Origin of the sequence: Stenotrophomonas sp. GD03930, assembly GCF_029839665.1 — a bacterium.
Lineage (GTDB): Bacteria > Pseudomonadota > Gammaproteobacteria > Xanthomonadales > Xanthomonadaceae > Stenotrophomonas > Stenotrophomonas forensis.
Genome location: NZ_JAOCAV010000002.1, coordinates 620,614 through 642,574, shown reverse-complemented (window position 1 = coordinate 642,574; position 21,961 = coordinate 620,614). Strand labels below are relative to the sequence as shown.

Here is a 21,961-nt window from a genome sequence, read left to right as displayed (position 1 = left end):
AATGGCCAAGGGCATCAGCGAACTGGATGTGCACCAGGCAGCGGACGACATCATCGCCGCCGGCGAACGTCCCACCGTCGAGCGAATCCGAGCCCACTTGGGCACCGGCTCGCCCAACACCGTCACGCGTTGGCTGGAGACCTGGTGGCAGACCGTAGGCTTTCGCCTGCGCCAGCGCGCCATTGAGGCGGCGGTTCCAGGCATCCCAGAGCGGGTAGCTCACCTGAGCCAGCGTTTGTGGCAGGCCGCGCTGCAGGATGCCGGCGAGCTCGCTCAGACCCAGCTGGAGTCGACCAGGCACGCACTGGAGGAACGCGAGCGCCTGCTGGAGGAGGACCGGGTGGCCCTGACGCTGGCGATTGAGGCCAGCCAGAAGCGCGAAAGGGAGGCTCAGGTCCAGACTCAGGCCGCCGCCACCACCGCGGAGCAGTTGGCGGCACAGGTCTCCCAGATGACGGCACAAGTACAAGACCTGCTGCGCCAACGCGATGGAGCCTATGGACGGGCGGAGCGACTCGAGCAGGAACTGGATGCCGTACGCCGCAGTCTGGGCGAGGCCGCGGCCGCTCACGAAGAAGAGAGGAGGGCGCTCCAGGCGCACGTCAGGGCAGTGGAGGATCGTGCCCATACGGAGGTTGACCGGCATCGCCAGGCGTTGCGGTCAGCCGAGCAGGAGTGGGGGCGGGAGCGCATGGCCTTGGCCACCTCATTGCGAGAGAGCGAGCAACAAGCCATTGCTGCTGCCAACCGCGAGCAACAGGCATTGCGCCGACTGGAAGGCGTGAACGCGCGGGCTGATGGCTTGGAGGCGCAGCTGACGTCACTGAAGGAAACCACTCGGCAAGTTACCGAGGCACTCCGACAAGGGAGAGCGAACACGGCAACGCCAAGCAGGCAAAGCAAGCCACGCCGCACCGCGCCCAGAAGAGTGGGCGAGCCGACACAAGAACCCAATAGCAGGAAATCTAAGACTTGAGGCCATCCATTCGATCAAGGCTTCTTTCCCCGAAAGACTTGGAGGACGTACACGCCCCCCCCAAAGTTCATCCTCGACCGCGCCCGAGAGCACGGCGCGACAGGCCCCGTACGAACGGTAGAAACCAGCACGCCGGAGGAGGAACGCCATGAAGCAGGGAAGAACTGACAGAGATTGGGCGGTGGTCGCTGTGATGACCTTTGCCGCAGGAGCCGTCTTGACTTGGGCACTCATGAGCAAGCCGAGTCCCAAATCCGCCACGTTAGCGCTTGACTGGCCGGCGTGGGTGCAAGCGATCGGCAGCATCGCAGCCATCATCGCCGCGGGACTGATCCCCCTTTGGCACGCCAGAGTCAGGAGACGGGAGGTCACACAGTCCCTCATAGAGCTGATTTCCTATGCGCGATTTCCAGCGACACTGATGCTGGCGCAGTTCGAGGGAGGATTCGGCGGCCCCCGGCTGATCTTGGCGCATCTGACCCAGCTTCATAAGGCTTTCGATTCAGTCAACTATGTTGACGTGCCGAACCGATCCTTGGCGATTGCGCTGCAGCAATCAGCAACGGCTGTGAGTGCACTTAAGGAGATCCAGGAACTCTTTCTGAGAAAAGAAGAGATGAAAAAGGGGCGGGGGAGCGAGATCGTTAAAAAGTACCTGCTCATGCTCGATAGAGCCGTCGAAGAAGCAATCAAGGCAACCGGTCAGCGGCCTCGAGACTTCAACTACGACACAATCGTGCTGCCTAATGAATAGCCCATGCAAATGCTGTTCGTTACAACTACGCGGTAATAGTCACAAACCTCTCTCTAGTAATCCACTGCCGAGGGCTATCCGGCAAATCGTGCGGAGTCGGAGGGAGTAGCTGGCGTCTGAACGGGGGAACTCGCCTGGCGATGTAGCAGGGGCCTGGTGCACTGGACTGTAACAGAGCAGTTTCACTGTCACCGCGCCTTGTTACGGTAAAGAACCTCCGTTACATTCGCTGCTATGAACGACCTCGACGCCGCAGCCCGCTATCTTCAGGGTCTACTACCCGACATGGTCGGTGAGCTCGAGCCCTGGCCCAGCTCCAAGACGCGCGGCTTACCCCACTTCCTCGCCACCCTATTCGGCCTGGCCGAGCTTGACCTGCTCGGCCACAGGGTGCTGCTGGCCACCGTCCCGGCGCAGACGGAACCGTTGCCACCTTTGCGGCTGATCGCGCAGGTGCATCGATTGGCGGAAAAGGCCGGCTTGAGGGTCATTCTCGTGCTCTCCGGCGTTTCGCCCTACATTCGCTCCAAGCTCATCGAGTCTCGGGTGGATTTCGTTGTGCCTGGTAGCCAACTGTTCGCTCCGAGCTTCCTGATGAGCTTACGCGAGCGCGATTCGTCTCCAAGGGTGCTCACATCCGCTGGGGAGCGGTTGAGCCATCCGGCACAAGCGGTTCTGATCGCGGCCCTGTTGCGGCCCGACTTGGAGGAGCGCGGCATCCCTGGCAGCGTCCCGTGGGTGCCGCTCGACCTGGCGCGCGAGGCAGGCTACTCACGCATGACTGCCTCGCGGGTCGCCCGTGAACTGGTGGCGGCTAACCTCGTCAGCGCCCAGCGCGAGGGGCGGGAGACGAAGCTACGGTTCTTGAAAGCGCGCCGCTCCTTGTGGGCGGTCGCGCTGCCGCGGCTGCGCTCGCCGGTGCTGCGCACCACTTGCATCGGCAAAAGTGGCTTGGACATGCTGCTGGCCGATCATTGTCGTGCTGCGGGAGAAACCGGCCTGTCCGTTCTCACCGAACTGGCGGCGCCATCGCGTCCGATCGCTGCGATCGGACGAGACTGCTTCCGTCGGCATCCGGAGCCGGAATGGTTTCCCGTGGCCGGCGAGGGCTATGCAGACGTGCAGCATTGGGCGTACTCCACCCGCCTGGGTGGCGCGGGCACCGTCGTGGACCCGTTGTCGCTGTACCTGTCCTTGCAGGGACAGGGCGACCCGAGGCTGAACGGCGCGCTGCGGGACCTGCTCGATGAGGTCTTCGTCTGATCGCAGGCGCGCGGGAGCTCGGCGAGTGGTGCCTGAACTCCGGTACCAGTCCGCGGTCATCGGGGCCGTTGCGCTGGCCGTCGTAACGCAGGAAGCGAAGCGGCAAGTGGGGCCACGAAGGATCTGGAACGTGGTGCTGAGCGTGGAGGCGCTGACGCTTGCGTTCGGCCAGCGGTTCTCGGGGGGGATATCGAGGCAGCGGCTACGAGGTGCGCCAGCCCTCGGACCGACACTCAACGTTCTATCGCTTCCGGCGGCCTGCGCCCAGAAACTGCAGGAGTGGCCGACGGGTCGTTTCGACCTGATCGTCTGCAGCGGGATGGACGACTAACCCGGGCCGGATGCCCTGCTCGAACTGCGTGACGGTGCGCATGGGGCGACGAAGGACGGTAGCCTGCTGGTGGCTTGCCAATGGCTGCCCATCCTTCAAGTAGCAATGCCTTGGGCGCATGCGCTGGCTAGGATTGTGCCGCGCTGAATCTGCTTCTGGCCGGCAGACGATCACCCTCGAAGTCGCAGGGCTAGGACAACTGATCTCAATCATGGAGGGATAGATGTGGCCTAACCCTTAACAACTCCGTGAGGGCGGCTTACATCGCATCCACAGTGATGCCATGAAGGATCATTGAAGCATGCTGGGACGCAAGTTTGTCCAGCGCAGGTGCATGCGGACTCGAGATCCCGAACAGCTCGTGGAACAGCACACCCATTACGATCGGAGCCATGATTGAAAAGGCCATGAGATTTGAGTCGCCGGCGCGGACGGTCCCCTTGGCCTGCGCCCGCTCGACAGCGCTTGCCACCAGCCGGATCATGCGAGATGCAACTTCGTCATGCCAGATCCTCGCAAGCTCAGGAAACATTCGGCTCTCCGATAGCACCATTCGCAATGCTGCAGACAAGCGGGCATCGCCACCTGATGAGACCGCTCGCTGGAGGAGCGTCGGGATTAGCTCCTCAATCGACCCGTCGAAGGTCGCCTGTGCCGTCTCAAGGCCTTCCAGATTTGTGGAGATCAACTGGCGCGCTGCGGCTCGAAACAGCTCTTCCTTGGTTTCAAAGTAGAGGTAGATCGTGCCCTTCGCGACTCGTGCGCGCTTCGCGATATCAGAGAGCTTTGCGGCAGCAAAGCCGTTCTCAAGGAAAACATCTACCGCAGCGTCTACAATCTCGAGCGGCCGCGCCTCCTTGCGACGACTCCACTTAGGTTGCATCTCGCTCACGTGCTCAATCTCTTGCCCATGCGGGAATCCCAATAGCGCTGCAGCTCGTCTAGGGACTGCGTTGGCTGTGCCAATCCCACCCAAGTGTCAGGCCGCAGAACGTAGACAGCGTCCTGCTGACGTCCAGCGCGGCCATGTTCTTCGTGCCAGGTAAACTCGCGAAGAGCCATGCCGCGGCTGTCGCACCAGCCCTTTAGTTCAGTACTGGCTCGTCCATAGACATGGACCTGCCAGCCGATTTGCTCTGAGATCGCGTAGTTGTCCTCACCACGCGTCTTCACCCAGGGCAGGCGATCGCCGCCTTCAATCTTTCCAGCCTTGCCCTGGCTCAAGGGGCTATGCGATCTACAGCATCATCATGATCAACGTTGTCTTCCACGTGATCCCGCTGATTCTCGGGGTCGGCTACGGCGCGGGAACGCTAACTGCGATCATCATCTTCATCCCCCTCTGCGCTTGGATGATCTACACATCCTTTGGCGCGGGTCGTATGAGCTATCGAGCACTAGCCCTTTTGGTTGGTGCGGGAGTGTTGTTCCATGCCCTACTCACTATTCCGATGATTCTCCTGCTGCAAGGTGCAATCTCAGAGACGTCCGTAGTCATGATTCAGGTAGCCAACCCCTTTGTGCTGATGGTCATCTTGTCGGCGGCGGAGCGCTCGCGCTTGAGCATGCCGGCAAGGCAGCGTCGGCCAAGTGCCTCTCGCTAGCTCGAGTCTTCTTCGGCGCCTAGTCAGACCTCCCATCCCGTCTCGCTCACGCAGCCGCTTCGGTGACCCCTGGCGGACAAGGCGGAGCAACTTTAATGGTGCCTGTCCCCGCCTGTGTTGAGGCGGGGTAGCAGCTTGCAATGGCGTTAGGGATTCTCGATGGGAGCCAGATCATTTGCCCCTATTGCTCGATGGAGGAGGGGGCTGGCTCGCTCCTATTGAGCCGACGCCTTGCCCGGGCCTTTGTATCTGCTCAGCCAATAGCTGTAAGGCGTGGGTAGCACGCTGGCTGGGAGCTCCTGGCCAAGCGCAATGGCCATTTGGTACGGATAGTGCGGATTGGATAGGTGGGCCCGCCCGATCATCACTAGGTCAACCTAACAGTCCGCTACAACGCGCTCGGCAGTCTGTGGATCATCGATGCACCAACCTGTGGCCACCGGAAGCCCAGTTTCATTAGCAAATCGCTCAGCAAGGGGTGCCAGGAACGCCTGTGTACCCCATGGGACGCGGCCACCAAGAGCACTGAAGCCAATGCTCACGTTGAGCAGATCAAGCCCCAACTCTCGCATTTCTTTGCCAATCTCAATGGAGTCGACCAGTGCTTGGCCATCGCGCGAGTTGTACTCCACAACTCCAAAGCGCGCGGTCAGCGGCAGATGCTCGGGCCAAACCTTACGGACGGCCGCCAATGTCTCCAGCAGGAAGCGTGCTCTGTTCTCCGCACTGCCACCGTAGCGATCCTCCCGCTTGTTGCTGTCGGGGCTGAAGAAGCTCTGCGCCAGATAGCCATGAGCGAAGTGAAGCTCCAGCCATTCAAATCCTGCAGCAAGCGCACGCTTGGCTGCAGCGACGAAATCCGCTTGAACGCGATGAATGTCCTCAACCGTCATCTCGTTGGGAACTCTATCGAGCGAGCCGCCAAAGGCGATCGGCGAGGGACCAAGGATCGCCCATCCTGCGGGATCATCGGCTGCGATGTGGTCATCGCCTTGCCATGGCCGATTTGCACTAGCCTTGCGCCCTGCGTGGCCGATCTGGATGCCAGCTACGGCACCGCCTTGCTTGATGGCAGAAGCGATGGCTGCCATTCCTGGAATTTGCTCATCACCCCACAGGCCAGCACATCCCGGGGTGATGCGTCCTTCCGGAGACACGGCGGTAGCCTCGACAATCACGAGCCCAGCGCCTCCGCGCGCAAGCGCGGCATAGTGGCTGAGATGCCAATCGTTGATACGGCCGTCCTCCGCACTGTACTGGCACATGGGCGGCACCGCGATACGATTCTTAAGAGTGACACCTTTGAGCTCGAATGGGCTAAACAGGGCAGACATAAACGGGGCTTTGGGGAGAGCAAGAGGAGCAAGCACGGGGATTTACTCCGGCTTAGGACGTTGACTTGGCGGCTCGAGCTGCTTCCACCAGGCCGTCCAGCCAATCCTGGTGACCATTGATCATTGGATTCGGCTTGGCCAGACGCAGGGCTTCTGCAGGCTGTCCCTTCTGCGTCTCCTGCGTGAGGATCCGCACTCGGCCACCATCAAGGTCTTCGACAATCCACGCATGATGAACGTCAAGTCGATCGGCAGACCCGGGCTCACCGGCCCAGCCATGCCAAGCGATCCGGCCCGGACCCTCGGAGGTAGGAGCCTCATGCTCGACGCATTGAGCCTCCACGGGGAAGCCAAAGGTTTCAAAGTAGAATCGATCCCCGTTTCGCAACAGAGGGCCGGCGCCATCGTGGAAGCGCACATTGGCTGAATTTCCGTAGTAGGTCGGCCACAGACGTGGCTCTTCAAGCAACGGCCAAACATCAGCTGCGGCAAGGCCGAGGACGATCAGCTCATTCGAGACAAAGTTTTCGGTGTAACCAGGAAGGTAGCCTTCCGGCCAACGAATGCCGTTCATTTTCATCATATGCTCCTTAGGGCTAGCGGCGCGGCTCGCCGATGAATCGTTAAAATTACGTTCGCCAGCTTCTAACTTGCAGACCTCTGACTTCTACAGCCGAGACACTTGCTCCGTACCGTCGTGTCTCAGTTTGGCGAGGACTGCCTGGCAGTCGAAAGCTGGCTGAGGGTGTGCGTGGAGCTAGACGTACGCGCCAGCTGAATACGTAAGCTCGTAGCTGTGGCTGTAGATCTCCAGGATGTTGCCCAGCGGATCCTCCATGTAAACCATCCGATAGGGCTTCTCCCCTGGGAAGTACTCTCGAACCGGCATTCGCTGCTTTCCACCAGCTGCCACAATCCGAGCGGCCAGGCCTTCAACGTCCGGATCCTGAATACAGAAGTGGAAGACGCCCGACTTCCAGTACTCGAAGTTGTTCGCGGGACGCTCGGCGTTATTGAACTGGAAGATTTCGACTCCAACCCGGTCACCAGTGGATAGATGTGCAATGCGGAAGCTGCCCCATCCAGGCCCAAACACATCCGTGCACATCACGCCAATTGCGCTTTCGTCTTCAGCAATCCTGGTCGGCGGCATGACGAGGTACCAGCCCAAGACTTCTGTATAGAAGGAAACCGCGGCATCGAGATCGGTAACAGACAGGCCGATGTGGGAGAAGGCGCGAGGGTAGGGAGGGGGTAGGGCAGGCACGGCACACCACTGAAGAGAGGGGTAGCCGCAAGATTAGACCCTGCAACTCAACCATGATCTGATCCATTTTTATCAGATTGATAAAATATTCTTATGCTGAATGAGCATTGGCTCCGATCCTTTCGGGCTATCGCAGAGGTCGGGAGCTTTACCAGGGCCGCAGGCCAGCTGCAGCTCACCCAGGCTGCGGTCAGTCAGCATGTACGTCATCTTGAGCAACAGCTGGGTGCCCTGTTTCTGCGCAGACCACGATTTATTGAGCTGACGCCGGCGGGAATGGCTCTATTGCAGTACTGCCAAGAGATGGATTCGGCCGATCGCCGGCTTCAAGCCAAGCTCGCGAGCGCGGACAGCGATCAGGGGGAGTTTGCGCTGATAACCCCCGGGAGTGTTGGCCTTGCTCTTTACCCGGTGTTGCTGGACTTCCAGCGCACCCATCCCGGCTTGATCATTCGTCATCGCTTCTCGCCGGACCCAGAAATCCTATCGGCGGTACTGGAGAAGAAGTACGAGGTGGGTCTACTTGCACTTCGGCCGGATGACCCTCGGCTGCGGGCTGAGCCCTTCACCGAGGAGGCGCTTGAGCTGGTAGTTCCGAGAGGTGCCTGCGCGGACAGCTGGGCGGATCTTCAAAAGTTGGGTTTCGTTGATCATCCAGATGGCCAGGCTATGGCCACCCGCCTTCTCGCCCGCAAGTTCCCAGGAAATCCAGGCGTACGCGCGCTTCCTATACACGGCTTCACCAATCAGGTTGCGCTCATCCTTGAGCCGGTATCGCTCGGGCTGGGATTCACTGTCATTCCGCGACACGCCCGTGAATCCTTCGCTCGGCAAGACGCAATTGAGGTGGTTGACTGTGGATCTCCGGTGGTTGACACCCTCTGGATGATCCATCGATCCGAATGGCCACTGTCTGGGCCAGCTAAATGGTTGACCCAACAGCTTCGAGGCCTGCCTCGATTCAGCGGGAGGAGGGCTCCACCTCTCGCTGGAGCGGACTGAGGCCCCTTCTATACTGGTCTGGGGTCCGGCCAGAGTGTCGCTTGAACATCTCACTGAAAGACGTTGAGTTTGCATAGCCCAGATCGTCTGCAATCTGCGTAATTGATCGGTCTGAACCCAAGGCATCAATTGCCCTCAGAAAACGAAGCCGACTGCGCCACTCTCCGAACCCCATCCCTAGCTCGCGCTTTGCCAAGCGCTCAAGTGATCGAACACTAATGTGGTGGCGCTCTGCGACCTCAAGTGCCGACGGAGAGTCCTGAAGGGAGGTCTCGGCATAGCTCAGAATCCGCTTTAGCACGTCACCGCTGGCCAGCGGCAGGAAGCTCGACATCACCGGCGCGGCCAGAATCAGGTCAAGGGCGACCGCGGAGAGTCGCCGGTCTTCTGGCTTAACGGCCTCGCCGATGTCACGACGGGCCAGTTCGTCCAAGATCTCCCTAAGCAACGAGCTAACCGCTAACGCAGTCGGAATGCTGGGCATCTGCGCCGACGCGCCGACCGAAAGGTATGCGGATCGATAAGCAACCGCACCACGGTTTCGGGATGAGTGGTGAACACCAGGCGGAATCCATATCGCATAGTGGGTAGGGGACACCATCCAGTCCTCGCCTACCTGTAACTCCATGACACCCTGCGCAACATAGTTGAACTGCCCCCACGGATGCACACGAGCATCCCAGTCGGAGGGAGGCAAAGTCCCTTGCCGAACGTAGATGTCTCCAGGGATGGAGCTGAACGAGGGGACGGGGTCCATTGCCATGTCGCATTCAAGATGAAGATTGGCGCAAATTATGGATGTAACGAAATTCCGCCAAGTCTACGCTACTGGCTGTTGATATCCAGTATCTGAGGATGCCATGTACTACCTGCTCCCCCTCCTGGCCTGCCTTCTCTGGGGCGCCAACACCATCGTTACAAAGCTCGCTGCAGGGACCGTCGGCCCGGTCGATATTAGCTTCTGGCGATGGCTTGCTGCGGCCATCATCTTGCTCCCATTCGCCCTGCCGCGCCTGAAGTCGAACCTAGCGGTCCTGAAAGCCAATTGGGCACGCTTCCTCGTGCTCGGTGCTTTGGGCGGTGTCATGTTCCAATGCCTGGCGTACTACGCCGCACATTTCACTTCTGCGACCAACATGGGCGTTATCCAGGCACTCATCCCGTTGATCGCTCTTGCCTTGTCGCGCATCTTCATGGGTCACGCAGTCCGCGGTGGCGCAGTGATTGGTTCGATCATCTCCTTGGTTGGGGTGATAGCGGTAGTGTCCCATGGTGACTTTGAAGCCTTGGTTTCCCATGGAATCAACAAAGGTGACGCCCTGATGCTGCTGGGCGCTTTGGCTTTTGCCACCTACAATTTGCTGATGCACAAGTGGCGCATTCCCGTAACGCTGATCGAATCCCTGTTTCTTCAAGCCATGTCTGCAACGATCCTGCTGCTACCTCTTTTCCTTGTCGCAGGCACTGGCGTCCAGGGTGGCGCAGCCATCGGCTGCATTGCATTCGCAGCAATCGGCGCTTCGATCATGGCACCGTTGGCATGGATGACCGGCCTGCATCGGCTGGGCTCTGCTCGCGTGGCCGGGTTCTTCAATCTCGTCCCGATCGTCACTGCATTGCTTGCGGTGGTGGTCCTCAAAGAGTCTCTGAGCACCTGGGTCGTGGGTGGCGGTTTGATGGCAGTATTTGGTGTGGTACTGGCGGAGTACGCAGCTCGCAAGAAGCCTGACGAGGTCATGGTCGTGGATGACACCTCGACCAAGCGCTGAAAGACAATTGCATAGCTGCAGTTCAAATGAAAACGGGCCGCTTGAGGCCCGTTCTCCTTGTTCGGGGAACGCTTCTTCGGCTAGCCAGGTTCAAAGGGCCCTCTCCTCAAGGTGAAGTTGCATCTAGACAGCGCTCTTCAGCTGAGTTGGGCACATGCCGGTTAGTCGGCGAAACATTGCAATAAAAGGGGAGGGGCCGCTATAGCCCAGCCGCTTGGCAACATCACCAACTTTGCAGTCGCTCTGGAGGAGAGGGAGGGACGCAGCAAGCTTCAGCCTCTGGCGCCACTCACAACATCCCAGGCCAGTAGCGGCAACCCAGCGTCTTGCAGGAGTCCGAGAGGATACGCCAGCAACTTCTGCCCATTGAACTAGTGACTGGCCACTTCCTGGATCGGCTTGTAGCGCATCGATGATGGGGGCTAACAAGCGCGAAAACGCCAAGAATGCGCGGCCAAAGCTTCTGTTCCGGTAACTCAGCGAATGACCGGGGATCACCCCAAAGCGGAAAGGCTAACAGTAGGAACCGGGGATGCTTCGCGGCCCAGCTGCGCATCTTGCGCTGCCGCCGCCAAGCGATAGCCTTTGCGTCTCGAAGCTTGTGTAGGGCGCAATCCTCCACGTCAGACAGTCGCGCCGAAAGGGTATAGGCCCCGCGACAAGCCCATCGGAGGCATTTAGGGGTTCGCTTTAGCGACCTGTGGAGCTGCTGTGGAGTGGGCCGGAGAAATGTCTTCACATCAACAACTGTAAAGACGTCGCTTCACCCGGATCTACACGAGGGTTCAGACCCCACGGTTCCACAAAACAGCCTAAAGTTTCGACCCGGCACGCCGAGGCCGATCTACGTCACGGATTTCCGGCAGGGCGTGCCCCTTCCATCCGGTTGGCCGTCTGTCACTGGCGTGTGCGCCTGGTCCCGACCGGCCGGCAAGAAGCGCGAACCTACCGCTACACCCTAAGGGGCTTTAGTCTTTGATTCGCTTCTCAAAGTTTGTGATCAACTTGCCCAGCGAAAGGCCTGTCAGGCGGGCGATATCTCTCAGCTCCACCACATCAACCCTTCTCTTGCCTGTTTCGACGTCGCTGATGAATGACTGGCTGCGGCCCAGCATGCTGGACACCTGGGCCTGGGTCAGACCGGCAGCTAGCCGCGCCTCGCGAACAGCCTCAATGAGGGCAGCGTACTCTTTTCGATGGATGGACTTCGACACGACCGCGCCTTGGCTGAGCGGCCTAGAAAGCTATATCCAGTTCTCCGATATCTAAAAACCAGATATTCTGTCTTCTTCATTGACAGGGGGACGCATGAGCGAACAGCCATACCGCTTCATCACCGCGGCCAGAAGCAGAGCAACACTGATCCTGGCAGCATCAGCACTGCTAGCTGCCTGCAGCGGTCCGACAGACAAGAAGATGGTTACGAATGGAACCCAGCAGCAATACCGGCAGTCAATTGACGCTATCGACGCGGAACTCAATGCCCACGAAAGAGCGGCCTTCAACTGGGCAGTCGCTGGGATGAACCTTGAAGAGGGTCGGCAGGGAATCATTACGTACAGGGCCAAAAGCTGCCTAAGCGACTGAATTTCAAAGTTGATTGCTCGTCTCTCGATCAGGTTCTCCCCATCTATGGGGTCTGTTCAAGCACCTTGGCTGTGTAGCTCAGCGGCGCCACTTCCCTTTCAAGATCCAGGTGGTAGTCGCCGAAGCGATTGATGTGGCTGGTCCGATAAGGCGACAGGCCGGCCAGGATCTCGGGCGTCAGTTCAATCCCCTCCTTCCTCATCTCGGCCAAGGTCCGGCTCATGCCTTCCACGTTGTGGAGGATGATCATGTTGGCCACCAGCTGGCTGTACTTGATGATCTTGCGCTGCTCGTGTTGGACGTTCTCAGCAATGATCCCCTGGCTGCCAAAGAACACCCATTTCACGAAGCCGTTGTATTCCTCGCTCTTGTTGGTGGCAGCATGGATCGTTTTGCGGATCTCATTGTCATCAATGTAGCGCAGCAAGAACAGCGTTCGAACGGCCTTGCCAAGTTCCCGGAAGGCGAAGTACAGCTTGTTCTTCCGGCTGTAGGTGCCCAGCCGGCGCAGGATCGAGGACGCGGTGATCTTGCCCAATCGGATTGAGATCACCACCCGCAGCATGTCGTGGAGATGGGTGGCGATCAGTTGCCAGTCGATGCTGTCCCCGAACAGTGCCTGGATGTTCTTATAAGCCCTACCCGGTTCGGGCCGAAAGAATGTCAGGTCCTTGATGTTCCGGATCCGGGGCATCAGCTGGATGCCCAGCATGTGGGCCAGGCCGAAGACCGGATAGCTTTGGGCCTGCGTGTCGCCATGGACGATCTCAGGCTGGATGTCGGAAGTGTTGGCCAACAGACCGTCGAGGATGTAGATGCCCTCGTGCACGCCACAGGGAATGAAGTGGCTGAACGGCGCTACGTATTTGTCGGACACGTGGCAGTAGCCGATGCCACCGTAGCCGCCGTAGCGGATGTGATACTCCGACAGCAGGTTGTCCTCGTAGACGCTCCACTTCGTGCCATCAGCTGATGCGCTCTTGCCGCTGCCCCAATAGCCAGGCAGGTCGAATCTGTTGTAGGTATTGATGACCTCCACGATGGCCTTCTCAAGCACATCCTCGGTCACGTATTTCAGGTTGAGCCAAGCGACTTGGCGCCGGCTGAAGCCCTTGATCGACCGCGCCGTCTGCGTCGGCCCCAGGTTGCAGCCATAGCAGAATAGCGTGGTGATCACACGTCGGGGCAGATCTTCGACCTGGCTCTCGGTGCCGGCGATCGGGCGGAAGAAACGGTGCAGATCCAGCCATTGGCTGGCATCGATCAGGACATCGACGATGCTGGATTCTGGAAGCCGTTCGGCGATGAGGCGATCCACCGTGGTAATCGCGCTGGAGACTTCGGCGCGTTGCCCCTTCCGCAGCACCAGGCGCCCATCCAGGATGTCCGCATGTACGTTCTCCGGGAAACGCGCGTCGACCTCATCGGCCAGGGAGGTCAGTTGTGCACGTAATCCCGCCACGAAAGACTCGGCGTCGGTGGGCAGGCCTGACACCTGGCCGTAGGCTTCCAGTTCCTGGGCCAAGGTGGCTTCATCGACCAGCTGCTCACGGTAGTCATCAAACCGTTCGCTGCTGGGAATGAAGAGATCTCCGGACTTCAGTTCGTCCTTGACCTGCACCAGCACGGCCAGCTCGAAGTACTTACGGTGCATCCAGCCGGCGCCGGCTGCACTGGCCCGCTTGCCGAACACGTGCTGACACCAGAGCTTGGACATCCAGTCAAAGTCCTTTTCCGGGTCCAAACCGAGGGAGGCGACCTCGATCAGCTCACGGCGCTGGTTGCGCAGCGAGAGCACCGCTGCGATCAGCGGCTCCATGCCGGCGTCGTGGCTGGTCGCCCGAAGTTTCATCAGCTCCAGCCCATTGAACAGCAGCGGCCTGACCGCGCCATAGGGCTGCAGCATGAAAGGCAGGTAGTTCTTCCCGGCGTAGGCCATATGTTCTTCGCATTCGGCCAGCAAGGTCGACACTTCCGCTTCCAGGCTGTTGTCGATGGCATCCACGCGCTGACTATCGCTGCCGTCTAGCTGATAGGCCTGCAGGATTTCCTTGAGCTGGCCGATGAGGAAGTCGGCCCGTTTGGCATGTTCGAGCTGGTAGGCCAGCAATTTCTGCTGGGCCGTGTTCTCCAGCCCGCGCACCTGCTTGATGAACAACTCGGCTGCATCATCCAGTGTCTTGGCATGCTGGGCGCGAATGAAGATGGTGGCCAGCGCATAGCGCTTGTCCGGAGCCAGTTCGGCCAGCTCGCTGGCGTCATAGGCCCGAGCCATTGCACGGAACTGCTTGAGCTTGGGCACCGGCACATCGATGGGAGGCAGCTGGTCGGCCAACTGCTGCAGCATGCGGATGTGCTGCAGGTAGAACCGAACTTCCTTGTTGGTGGGCCGGCCGGGCTCGCGCTTGAGTGATTGCCAGCCGGTGAACCTGGACCCTTCCGGTGCGCGCAGCAGTTCGTCGATGAGCGTGCGCGTGGCAGGCGTCAGCGCGTGGCTGATGCTGCGGTAGTAGCCCAGATTGACCCGCTCACGGGCGCCGATGGCGGCCAGCTCCAGAGTGCGGAAACCGGGCAGTTCGTAGCGATGGTGCACCAGCTCTTCGAGCAGGACGTTCACGATGTCCGGGATGGTGTGCTTGGTCTGGGCTGCTCCGGTGGCCACTGTGTCCAGCCAAGCCAAGCCCGATTTATCCAGGGGACGTACCCCGATGAATTGCCGAAGCTGCGGCATATGCCGGCGCTGGCTGCCGGAAGCGTCGTAGCGTTCGAGCTGGTCGGTGTCCAATACGCGCCCGAGTCGGGCGGCCTTGGCGATGTGCTTCCGGATCCGCTCGGGTACGTCGGCCAACAGCGTGAAGTAGCCCAAGCGTTGGAAGAGCTTGAGATGAATCAGTACCGCCAGCTGCGGACCCGGCTGGGTGGTCAGCTGCTTGGCGAATGCAATCTCAGCGGCGGTCGGGGTATAGATCTCCTCCAGTTCCTTGGCGGTGGGATCAGGCTTCAGTCGCGGGTAGGCGGTCTCGTGAAGGGTAGCCATTGGATCCGGAGGGTGTGAGGGGGATCAGTCCCAGTGCCGGCCGTCGTCTGTACTGAGCGACGCTTCCAGGAAGCACTGGTGCGTATCGGCCATGCGGTGCATGTCATCGAGCAACGTGGCCAGGATTTCATCCAGATCCCTTTCGGGATCGGTGGGAGCAGTCAACTGGTACTCGCTGCTGGCGGTGTTCAGGCGCACAGCCTGGAACGGGGCCAAGCAGATCTCTTCAATTCGGCCTCGGGCCTTGGCCGCGCCGCGGCCCGTGCGGGCAAACGGGGTCAGCACCATGCGCAGGCGCAGCTGCAGGGCCGATTTGCCCTCCGGCGCCGGCAGTGCCATCGCCGGTACCGGCACGGTTGGACTGGGCAGGCTTGCTTCAATGCGGTCCCGGGCAAACGGGTCACGCCCGTCCAGGTAACGCATGGCCGACTGCACATCGCGCCAGCCCACGTACTCCATCAAGGCCTTCATGTCCCAGCCTTGGTCGTTGGCCCAGCTGGCAAAGCCGCGGCGCAACGAATGGCTGCTGTGGAGCCCCGCATCGGCAAAGCCTGCACTGGTCAGCAACTCGCGCAGCAGGCGCACCAAGCTGTTGGGATGCAGGCCTTCGGCGCTCACCTGGCCCCATTGGTTGACTGCCCGAAACACCGGCCCTTCTTGCAGGTCGGCCGCCTGCAGCCACGCCTGGGTCGCCTCCACCGGACATAACCGCGACAGCGCCGGCACCTTGTAGGTGACGCCGGCTGCTTGGCGATCACCCTTGCTGCGTGGCAAGAAGCAGGTCATCCCCTGTCCCGGCACCAGCGTGAGATGGGCCACGTCCAGACGCAGCAGTTCATCGCCACGGAATCCCCGCCAGAACCCGAGCAGCACCAGCGCTCGGTCTCGTTGATGGCGCAGCGCCGCCGGCCCATCGCCCCGGGCATGTGCCGCAGCGATCGCCGCGGCCAGCCAGTCATCGAGCTCGACCAGCCGCCGAATCTGGAGCGGCGCGGCTTGCTTGACCTGGCCCGGGTGCAGGGTCTGGATGCCTTTGAGCACCTTGCGCACCAGCGGCGATCGGGTCGGGTCGACAAAGCCGTGGTCGCGGTGCCAAGAGGCGATGGCCGCCAGACGTTGGCGGAGGGTGCTGGTCGCCAAGGTCTGCGCATAAGCGGCCAGGTACCGGGCCACGCTGTCAGGTGTCGCTGGGAGGTGGCCTTGCCATTCAACCTCGAAGTGCCGCAGCGCCGACGCATAGCTGCGCACCGTGTTCTGGCGCGTGGCCGCATCGAGGTAGCGGTCCAGTTCGGTCACTGGCGCGTGGCCTCCACCGAGGTCGTCTGGCGCAGCGTCGACAGGATGGTGCATTCCGCCCGCTGCCCGCCATGGCAACTGGCAATCACCCGTTCCAGCTCGCTGGCCATGCGCTGCAGGTCGGCCATGCGGGCGCGCACGTCGGCCAGATGGCTGCGGGCCAACCGGTCCACGTCCCCGCACGAAAGCTCCTCATCGCCGGCCAGCTGCAGCAGGCTGCGGACCTCCTCCAGGCTGAAGCCCAGGTCCCGGCCACGCGCAATGAAGCGCAGCCGCTCGATGTCGGCCGGGCCATAGACCCGGTAGCCGTTGCCCGTGCGCCCCGGGCGCGGCAGCAACCCGATCCGCTCGTAATAGCGAATCGTCTCCAAGTGGCATCCGCTGGCGTCGGCAGCCTCACTGATTTTCATTCGTAGTACGCTTGACTCCGTAGTAGCTACGGACTTTACGCTGAACCCGTATCCGCCGCCACTCCGGCCGCGGCGCTGCATGTGACGACCATGCCACTGCCCATCGCCTTGATTCGCTACTGCCTGATTGCCTTGCTGATCGGCTGGGTTCTGCCCGCTTCTGCTCAGGCGGAGCCTGCCGCAGCAGACCTGCGCCAAACCTGGCAGATGCTCGATTACATCGCGGTCGACTACCCCGGCGCGGTCCAGGCCGGTCGCGTAATTGCCCCCAACGAATACGCCGAAATGAGCGAGTTTGCCGGCGCCGTGCGCAGTCAGCTGGCAGCATTGCCCAGTGGCCAGAACCAGCAGGAGCTGACGGCCCAGGCCGACCGCCTGGTCCAGGCGGTGGCAGAGAAGGCCGACCCGGCGCAAGTGGCAACGTTGGCGCGCGGGCTCGGCACGACGCTGTTGGCCCGCTACCCGATCGGCGCTGTTCCGGCGAGCGCGCCGAAGACCTCCCAGGCCGCGTCCATCTACAGCCAGCAGTGCGCGGCCTGTCACGGCCCCACAGGTCACGGTGATGGCCCCGCCGCGCAAGCGTTAAGTCCGCCGCCGATCGCGTTCACCGATGCCACTCGCGCCGCGCAGCGAACGCCGCTGTCGTTGTACGAGGTCATTTCCCAGGGTGTGCCGGGTACCGGCATGGTCAGCTTCTCTGGGCTGTCAGAAAGTGATCGCTGGGCGTTGGCATTCTATGTGGGCAGCTTGGGGTACTCCTCGCAAGCCAAGGCTCAAGGTGAGGCGTTATGGCGCACCAGTGCCGAGGCCCATACGCACATTCCCTCGCTCGAAGCGCTGACACGCACGCGAGAGGCCGATCTTGCCACCACGATGCCCGCCGATCAGGCAAACGCGATCATCGCCTACCTGCGTTCGCAGCCACAGGTAGTAAACGAAGCGGTACCAGGAGCCGATCGCTTTGCGGTGGCGCGGCAGCGACTGGCCGCCAGCCAGCGCGCTTACGCTGATGAGGACCTGGCTCAAGCCAAAAAGCTTGCGCTCTCGTCCTATCTGGATGGTGTAGAGCCGCTTGAACCCACGCTGGCCACGCGCAATCCGTCATTGCTGCGAGAGATCGAGACGGCCATGGCAGGCTACCGCGCGCAGCTGGATCAGCATGCGCCCGCGGCTGACGTTGCCGGGCAGGCAGCGCAAATTGCCCAGCTGTTTGATCGCGCGGACGTGGCGCTGCAGGACACCCGAATAGGCGCCAGCACCGCGTTTCTAGGCAGCTTTACCATCTTGGTACGCGAAGGACTGGAAGCGCTGCTGATCGTGATTGGTATCGTGGCGTTCTTGCGTAAAGCCGAGCGGTCTGATGTGTTGCCGTATGTGCATGCGGGTTGGATCTGCGCGTTGTTGGCAGGCGCAGCTACCTGGGCGGTGGCCACTTACTTTGTTGATATCAGCGGTGCGAACCGGGAAGTCACTGAGGGCGTCTCGGCCTTGTTCGCTGCCGCTGTCCTGCTCAGCGTAGGCATCTGGATGCACCAAAAGAGCCTTGCAGGGCGGTGGCAGGAGTACCTGCACGCCAAGCTGACGACTGCGCTGACACGGCGCTCGGCTGTTTTCCTGTTCATGCTGGCCTTTGTCGCGGTGTACCGCGAGGTGTTTGAGACGATCTTGTTCTACATCGCGATGTGGAGCGATCAGGCGTCCACCGCCATCCTCGCAGGCCTGGCGGCGGGAATCGCGGTGTTGGCTGCGGTGGCGTACTGGATGCTGCGCATGAGCAGGCGGCTGCCGATTGGCCGGTTCTTTTCGATCAGCTCGATTCTCATCGCGGTGATGGCGGTCATCCTGATCGGTAAAGGCGTGGCCGCGTTGCAGGAAGCGGGCTGGATCTCTCAAACACCGCTCGCGTTGCCGCGCATCGAGTGGATCGGCCTGTATCCCACCTGGCAGTCGCTGCTGGCGCAGGTATTGGTAGGCACCGCCGCCATCGTGGGGTTCCTCGCCAATGCCCGTTCCGGTGTGCGTAGACAGCCAGGCGCAAACAAGCAATGAAACAACACAGCAGAGGACCAAGACATGAGTGATTGCGGGTGCCACCACGAAGCCAAGAACAAGGAGGAGCGACGCATCCTCTGGATCGCCTTGGTCCTGAATGCAGCGATGGCCGTGATCGGCGGCATTGCCGGCTGGATTGCCCATTCCACCGGGCTGCTGGCTGACGCGCTGGACATGCTGTCTGACGCCACCGCCTATGCCATTGGCCTGGTCGCTATCGGGCGCACGGCGCGCTTCAAGGCCAACGCCGCGTGGGTCAGTGGCAGCGTGCTGCTGGTGCTGGGCGTAGGCGTGCTGGTCGAAGTCGGCCGCCGGGTGATGTACGGCGCCGAGCCGGTCAGCGGTTGGATGATCGGTACCGCTCTGGTCTCGCTGGCCGTGAACCTGAAGGTGCTCCGTATGCTCGCCCCCTTGAAGTCTGGCGAAGTGCATCTGCGAGCGACCTGGCTGTTTACCCGCGCCGATGTGGTGGCCAACGTTGGGGTGATTCTGGCCGGCCTGTTGGTGTGGTGGCTGGCCAGCCCCTACCCGGATTTCGTGATCGGCGCCCTGATCGGCCTGTATGTGATCAAGGAGGCTTTCGAGATCTTGGGTGATGCTCGCCGGGCGCGTGCCGACGCGCGCAAAACGCCTGCATGACAGCGCTTGGCCGGCTGAGCTGTGGCCTGCGCTGGCTGCTGCTGGCGCACTTGGCCGTGGGCCTTGTGACGCAGCCGGTGCTGGCAGTGGTTGGCGAGCTCCATGCTCAAACCCATCTGGCCGCGGCCGACCATGACCCGGCAGTGGCATCACCAGCTTCCGAGCGTGGCGTAGACGCCGCGCTGCACCGGCTACAGCAGCTGGTGCTGTGCTGTAGCCAGGCCGCGCCGGCTCCAGAAATAGTGTTGGCCATTGCTCATATCGGCCGGCATTGGCCGTCGGCGACAGCCCATGCGGACAGATATCGGCATGAGCACCTGCTCGCGCCGTTCCGGCCGCCGATCGCAGGGTGATGCGCGCCGGCGTGCGCCGGATCCCTGTTGGCTATCGAAAATTCTGGAGTACTTCATGCATGTGCGATTGGCGGCCCTGGCCGCGTGGCTACTGTTGAGCGCGGCGGCAACGCCGGCGACAGCAGAAGAGCTGATGACCTTGGACGACGCGTTTGCACGCGTGGCCCAAACCCACCCCGAGCTGCGCCTGGTCGATGCGCGAGCCACGGTGCTCGCTGCCGAGCGCGACCAGGCCGTGCAGCGGCCACCGTGGACGTTGGGGGCGGAGGTTGAAAATGCGCTGGGCACGGGCGCGGCCCGTGGCCTGGACAGCGCGGAGTTGACCTTGAGCCTGAGCTCGGTCCTGGAGCGCGGCGGCAAGCTCGACGCCCGCCGCACCTTGGCCCAAAGCCGGATTGATGCACTGGCCGTGCAGCGCGAGACCAGGCGGCTGGACCTGCTCGCCGAGACGGCGCAGCGCTATTTGGCCGTTGTCGGTGCCGACCGGCAACGCAGCCTGACGAACATGGATGTCGGCCAGCGCCAGCGGACCGTCGCCGCTGCCCGGCAGCGCCTGCAGGCTGGCGCGTCTCCCGAATCGGTGATGCTCACCGCACAAGCAGCACTGGCGAGAGCAGAGTTGACCCGTGATCGGGCCGAGCAGCAGCGCATTGCCGCCCGGCAGCACCTTGCTGCCCTCTGGGGCGAACGTGCTCCGAGCTTCGAGGTGGCCGCGGCGGATCCCATGACCCTGCCGGCGATCGCGTCCATGCAGTCGCTGGCCGAGGAATTGGAGCGCACTCCCGAGTTGGCGCAGTTTGCCGATGCCCGCCGGATCGCGCAGGCACGACTGCAGCTGGCGCGTTCGGCGGCCTCGCCGGACTTGTCGTGGCAGCTGGGCGTGCGCCGCCTGCAGGAGACTGACGACACCGCGCTGGTGGCCAGCCTGTCCATGCCACTGGGCAGCCGCAGCCGCGCGCAGCCGGAGATCCGCGCCGGCGAAGCCGAGCTGGAGGTTCTGACGATCGAGCGCGAGGCCAAGGGCCTGTCGCTGTATTCCACGCTGGTCGAAGCCCATGGTCGCTACACCGTGGCGCAGGCCGAGGTGGCACGGCTGCAAGGCGAGGTGCTGCCGAAGTTGGCCCGGGCTGAGAAGGCCGCCGAGCGCGCCTATCGCGCCGGCGCGATCAGCTACCTGGAATGGGCACAGCTGCAGTCCGAACGCACGGCCATGGCCCAGCAGCAGCTGGACGTGGCGCTCGATGCGCAGCGCGCCCTGATCGAAATTCAACGCCTGACCGGCCAAGCGCTTGTCGCGCCGCCGGCGGCTGCTTCCACCGGAGAGACCCCATGAATCGCTTTTCTTGGACCGCACTGGGCATGGCCCTGATGATGCTGGCCGCCTGCAACGCGTCGGCCCCCAACGAAGCGTCCGAAGGCGGCGCCGCCGCTGAGGGCGAAGAGCACGGCGAGTACGAGGAAGCGCCGCTGGAAACCAAGATTGCCGCCAAAGCTGCGCAGGCAGCGGGTATCCAGGTCGCACCGGCAGGCCCCGGTGAGATTGCTGACGAGCATGAGGTGCAAGGGCTGTTGACCCCGATTGACGGTCGCATCGCGCAGGTCACGGCACGCTTCCCCGGACCGGTCCGCTCCGTGCGTGCGGGCGTGGGTGATCAGGTACGGGCCGGCCAGGCACTGGCCACGGTAGAGAGCAACCTGAGCCTGACCACCTATACCGTCACCGCGCCGATCAGTGGCGTGGTCATGGCGCGCACGGCCGCCGTAGGCATGGCCGCCGCTGAGGGCGCGCCGCTGTTTGAGGTCGCCGACCTGTCCACGCTGTGGGTGGACCTGCACATCTTCGGCGCCGACGCCCAGCACATCGGTGCTGGCGTGCCGGTGACGGTTACCCGCTTGAGCGATGGCGTCACCGCACAGACCACCTTGGAGCGCGTCCTGCCCGGCACCGCCACCGCCAGCCAAAGCACCATTGCGCGCGGCACGGTGGCCAACACCGATGGCCTGTGGCGGCCGGGGTCGGCGGTCAAGGCGCGGGTCACCGTGGATCGCCAATCGGCAGCGTTGGTGGTGCCGATCACGGCGCTGCAGACCGCAGAAGACCAGGACGTGGTCTACGTGCAGCAGGGCGAAACCTACCACACCCGGCCGGTGAAGCTGGGGCGCCGCGACGCCGAACGCGCCGAAGTGCTGGAAGGCCTCAAGGCCGGTGAACAGGTGGTGGTGGCCCAAAGCTTCCTGATCAAGGCCGACATCGAAAAGTCCACCGTGGAAGAAGAATGAGGCCCGC

Annotated in this window: 22 protein-coding genes; 11 read left to right on the top strand and 11 right to left on the bottom strand. The window is 62.0% G+C overall.

Annotation, left to right across the window (positions count from 1 at the left end; all coding sequences use genetic code 11):
• The first annotated feature begins 1 nt into the window (after position 1).
• The 3 genes from N5C18_RS13620 (at position 2) to N5C18_RS13610 (ending at position 2,993) form a co-directional block, all read left to right on the top strand.
• The gene (locus tag N5C18_RS13620; RefSeq protein WP_049402764.1) at positions 2–976 is read left to right on the top strand and encodes a DNA-binding protein; all 975 of its coding nucleotides are present in this window, start codon (positions 2–4) and stop codon (positions 974–976) included.
• A 148-nt stretch (positions 977–1,124) separates the two neighbouring features.
• Positions 1,125–1,730 carry a hypothetical protein gene (locus tag N5C18_RS13615; RefSeq protein ID WP_033836002.1) on the top strand — a complete coding sequence of 202 codons (606 nt, stop codon included), beginning with the start codon at positions 1,125–1,127 and terminating at the stop codon, positions 1,728–1,730.
• Positions 1,731–1,964: 234 nt separating this feature from the next.
• Positions 1,965–2,993: a hypothetical protein gene (locus N5C18_RS13610; RefSeq protein ID WP_049402763.1), complete on the top strand. Its 1,029-nt coding sequence runs from the start codon at positions 1,965–1,967 to the stop codon at positions 2,991–2,993.
• A 590-nt stretch (positions 2,994–3,583) separates the two neighbouring features.
• On the opposite strand, the gene N5C18_RS13605 is transcribed toward N5C18_RS13610, so the two are convergent.
• Both N5C18_RS13605 and N5C18_RS13600 read right to left on the bottom strand, forming a co-directional pair.
• Positions 3,584–4,207 (bottom strand): TetR/AcrR family transcriptional regulator, encoded by a 624-nt coding sequence (locus N5C18_RS13605; RefSeq protein ID WP_279945040.1) that lies wholly within the window; start codon positions 4,205–4,207, stop codon positions 3,584–3,586.
• 5 nt (positions 4,208–4,212) lie between these two features.
• Positions 4,213–4,548, bottom strand: a complete 336-nt coding sequence (locus N5C18_RS13600) for a hypothetical protein (RefSeq protein WP_043033500.1) — start codon at positions 4,546–4,548, stop codon at positions 4,213–4,215.
• A 26-nt stretch (positions 4,549–4,574) separates the two neighbouring features.
• Here N5C18_RS13600 and N5C18_RS13595 point away from each other — a divergent pair, with 26 nt between their 5' ends.
• Positions 4,575–4,928, top strand: a complete 354-nt coding sequence (locus N5C18_RS13595) for a hypothetical protein (RefSeq protein ID WP_043033501.1) — start codon at positions 4,575–4,577, stop codon at positions 4,926–4,928.
• 377 nt (positions 4,929–5,305) lie between these two features.
• On the opposite strand, the gene N5C18_RS13590 is transcribed toward N5C18_RS13595, so the two are convergent.
• The 5 genes from N5C18_RS13590 to N5C18_RS13570 all read right to left on the bottom strand — a co-directional run bounded on the left by N5C18_RS13590 (position 5,306) and on the right by N5C18_RS13570 (position 9,294).
• Positions 5,306–6,262, bottom strand: a complete 957-nt coding sequence (locus N5C18_RS13590) for an NADH:flavin oxidoreductase/NADH oxidase (RefSeq protein WP_269213927.1) — start codon at positions 6,260–6,262, stop codon at positions 5,306–5,308.
• Positions 6,263–6,314: 52 nt separating this feature from the next.
• Positions 6,315–6,842 (bottom strand): SRPBCC domain-containing protein, encoded by a 528-nt coding sequence (locus N5C18_RS13585; RefSeq protein ID WP_223224789.1) that lies wholly within the window; start codon positions 6,840–6,842, stop codon positions 6,315–6,317.
• A gap of 177 nt (positions 6,843–7,019) precedes the next feature.
• Positions 7,020–7,529 carry a lactoylglutathione lyase family protein gene (locus N5C18_RS13580; RefSeq protein WP_033836000.1) on the bottom strand — a complete coding sequence of 170 codons (510 nt, stop codon included), beginning with the start codon at positions 7,527–7,529 and terminating at the stop codon, positions 7,020–7,022.
• Positions 7,530–8,048: 519 nt separating this feature from the next.
• Complete coding sequence (locus N5C18_RS13575) at positions 8,049–8,339, bottom strand: hypothetical protein (RefSeq protein WP_049402761.1); 291 nt, start codon at positions 8,337–8,339, stop codon at positions 8,049–8,051.
• A gap of 151 nt (positions 8,340–8,490) precedes the next feature.
• A complete protein-coding gene (locus tag N5C18_RS13570; RefSeq protein ID WP_043033503.1) occupies positions 8,491–9,294 on the bottom strand; it encodes a helix-turn-helix transcriptional regulator in 804 nt (267 codons plus the stop codon).
• A gap of 97 nt (positions 9,295–9,391) precedes the next feature.
• Here N5C18_RS13570 and N5C18_RS13565 point away from each other — a divergent pair, with 97 nt between their 5' ends.
• Positions 9,392–10,300 (top strand): DMT family transporter, encoded by a 909-nt coding sequence (locus N5C18_RS13565; protein ID WP_043033504.1) that lies wholly within the window; start codon positions 9,392–9,394, stop codon positions 10,298–10,300.
• Positions 10,301–11,268: 968 nt separating this feature from the next.
• On the opposite strand, the gene N5C18_RS13560 is transcribed toward N5C18_RS13565, so the two are convergent.
• Entirely contained in the window at positions 11,269–11,514 is a 246-nt protein-coding gene (locus N5C18_RS13560) for a helix-turn-helix transcriptional regulator (protein ID WP_043033505.1), read from the bottom strand.
• A 94-nt stretch (positions 11,515–11,608) separates the two neighbouring features.
• Here N5C18_RS13560 and N5C18_RS13555 point away from each other — a divergent pair, with 94 nt between their 5' ends.
• On the top strand, positions 11,609–11,887 hold the full coding sequence (locus N5C18_RS13555; protein ID WP_033835997.1) for a hypothetical protein: 279 nt from the start codon (positions 11,609–11,611) through the stop codon (positions 11,885–11,887).
• Between the two features lie 43 nt (positions 11,888–11,930).
• Here N5C18_RS13555 and N5C18_RS13550 read toward each other — a convergent pair whose 3' ends face one another.
• Genes N5C18_RS13550 through N5C18_RS13540 form a run of 3 tightly spaced genes read right to left on the bottom strand, consistent with a single transcriptional unit; the run spans position 11,931 to position 16,630 of the window.
• Entirely contained in the window at positions 11,931–14,924 is a 2,994-nt protein-coding gene (locus N5C18_RS13550; protein WP_043033507.1) for a Tn3 family transposase, read from the bottom strand.
• A gap of 24 nt (positions 14,925–14,948) precedes the next feature.
• Positions 14,949–16,220 (bottom strand): site-specific integrase, encoded by a 1,272-nt coding sequence (locus N5C18_RS13545; protein WP_005413373.1) that lies wholly within the window; start codon positions 16,218–16,220, stop codon positions 14,949–14,951.
• Positions 16,217–16,630: a helix-turn-helix domain-containing protein gene (locus N5C18_RS13540; RefSeq protein WP_012480230.1), complete on the bottom strand. Its 414-nt coding sequence runs from the start codon at positions 16,628–16,630 to the stop codon at positions 16,217–16,219. The genes N5C18_RS13545 and N5C18_RS13540 overlap by 4 nt, the downstream gene beginning before the upstream one ends.
• A gap of 90 nt (positions 16,631–16,720) precedes the next feature.
• Here N5C18_RS13540 and N5C18_RS13535 point away from each other — a divergent pair, with 90 nt between their 5' ends.
• Genes N5C18_RS13535 through N5C18_RS13515 form a run of 5 tightly spaced genes read left to right on the top strand, consistent with a single transcriptional unit; the run spans position 16,721 to position 21,954 of the window.
• On the top strand, positions 16,721–18,679 hold the full coding sequence (locus tag N5C18_RS13535; protein ID WP_043033508.1) for a cytochrome c/FTR1 family iron permease: 1,959 nt from the start codon (positions 16,721–16,723) through the stop codon (positions 18,677–18,679).
• Positions 18,680–18,703: 24 nt separating this feature from the next.
• The gene (locus N5C18_RS13530; RefSeq protein WP_005413376.1) at positions 18,704–19,321 is read left to right on the top strand and encodes a cation transporter; all 618 of its coding nucleotides are present in this window, start codon (positions 18,704–18,706) and stop codon (positions 19,319–19,321) included.
• The gene (locus N5C18_RS13525) at positions 19,318–19,674 is read left to right on the top strand and encodes a hypothetical protein (protein WP_012480228.1); all 357 of its coding nucleotides are present in this window, start codon (positions 19,318–19,320) and stop codon (positions 19,672–19,674) included. The genes N5C18_RS13530 and N5C18_RS13525 overlap by 4 nt, the downstream gene beginning before the upstream one ends.
• Positions 19,675–19,729: 55 nt before the next feature.
• Positions 19,730–21,007: a TolC family protein gene (locus tag N5C18_RS13520; RefSeq protein ID WP_043033510.1), complete on the top strand. Its 1,278-nt coding sequence runs from the start codon at positions 19,730–19,732 to the stop codon at positions 21,005–21,007.
• Positions 21,004–21,954, top strand: a complete 951-nt coding sequence (locus N5C18_RS13515) for an efflux RND transporter periplasmic adaptor subunit (protein ID WP_279944789.1) — start codon at positions 21,004–21,006, stop codon at positions 21,952–21,954. The genes N5C18_RS13520 and N5C18_RS13515 overlap by 4 nt, the downstream gene beginning before the upstream one ends.
• Positions 21,955–21,961: the final 7 nt, after the last annotated feature.

Bases quoted from the DNA above. Each gene is read 5' to 3' on its own strand.
- N5C18_RS13620 (WP_049402764.1), top strand. From the start codon at position 2: ATGGCCAAGGGCATCAGCGAACTGGATGTGCACCAGGCAGCGGACGAC.
- N5C18_RS13615 (WP_033836002.1), top strand. From the start codon at position 1,125: ATGAAGCAGGGAAGAACTGACAGAGATTGGGCGGTGGTCGCTGTGATG.
- N5C18_RS13610 (WP_049402763.1), top strand. From the start codon at position 1,965: ATGAACGACCTCGACGCCGCAGCCCGCTATCTTCAGGGTCTACTACCC.
- N5C18_RS13605 (WP_279945040.1), bottom strand. From the start codon at position 4,207: ATGCAACCTAAGTGGAGTCGTCGCAAGGAGGCGCGGCCGCTCGAGATT.
- N5C18_RS13595 (WP_043033501.1), top strand. From the start codon at position 4,575: ATGATCAACGTTGTCTTCCACGTGATCCCGCTGATTCTCGGGGTCGGC.
- N5C18_RS13590 (WP_269213927.1), bottom strand. From the start codon at position 6,262: ATGTCTGCCCTGTTTAGCCCATTCGAGCTCAAAGGTGTCACTCTTAAG.
- N5C18_RS13585 (WP_223224789.1), bottom strand. From the start codon at position 6,842: ATGAAAATGAACGGCATTCGTTGGCCGGAAGGCTACCTTCCTGGTTAC.
- N5C18_RS13570 (WP_043033503.1), bottom strand. From the start codon at position 9,294: ATGGCAATGGACCCCGTCCCCTCGTTCAGCTCCATCCCTGGAGACATC.
- N5C18_RS13565 (WP_043033504.1), top strand. From the start codon at position 9,392: ATGTACTACCTGCTCCCCCTCCTGGCCTGCCTTCTCTGGGGCGCCAAC.
- N5C18_RS13555 (WP_033835997.1), top strand. From the start codon at position 11,609: ATGAGCGAACAGCCATACCGCTTCATCACCGCGGCCAGAAGCAGAGCA.
- N5C18_RS13550 (WP_043033507.1), bottom strand. From the start codon at position 14,924: ATGGCTACCCTTCACGAGACCGCCTACCCGCGACTGAAGCCTGATCCC.
- N5C18_RS13540 (WP_012480230.1), bottom strand. From the start codon at position 16,630: ATGAAAATCAGTGAGGCTGCCGACGCCAGCGGATGCCACTTGGAGACG.
- N5C18_RS13535 (WP_043033508.1), top strand. From the start codon at position 16,721: ATGCCACTGCCCATCGCCTTGATTCGCTACTGCCTGATTGCCTTGCTG.
- N5C18_RS13530 (WP_005413376.1), top strand. From the start codon at position 18,704: ATGAGTGATTGCGGGTGCCACCACGAAGCCAAGAACAAGGAGGAGCGA.
- N5C18_RS13525 (WP_012480228.1), top strand. From the start codon at position 19,318: ATGACAGCGCTTGGCCGGCTGAGCTGTGGCCTGCGCTGGCTGCTGCTG.
- N5C18_RS13520 (WP_043033510.1), top strand. From the start codon at position 19,730: ATGCATGTGCGATTGGCGGCCCTGGCCGCGTGGCTACTGTTGAGCGCG.
- N5C18_RS13515 (WP_279944789.1), top strand. From the start codon at position 21,004: ATGAATCGCTTTTCTTGGACCGCACTGGGCATGGCCCTGATGATGCTG.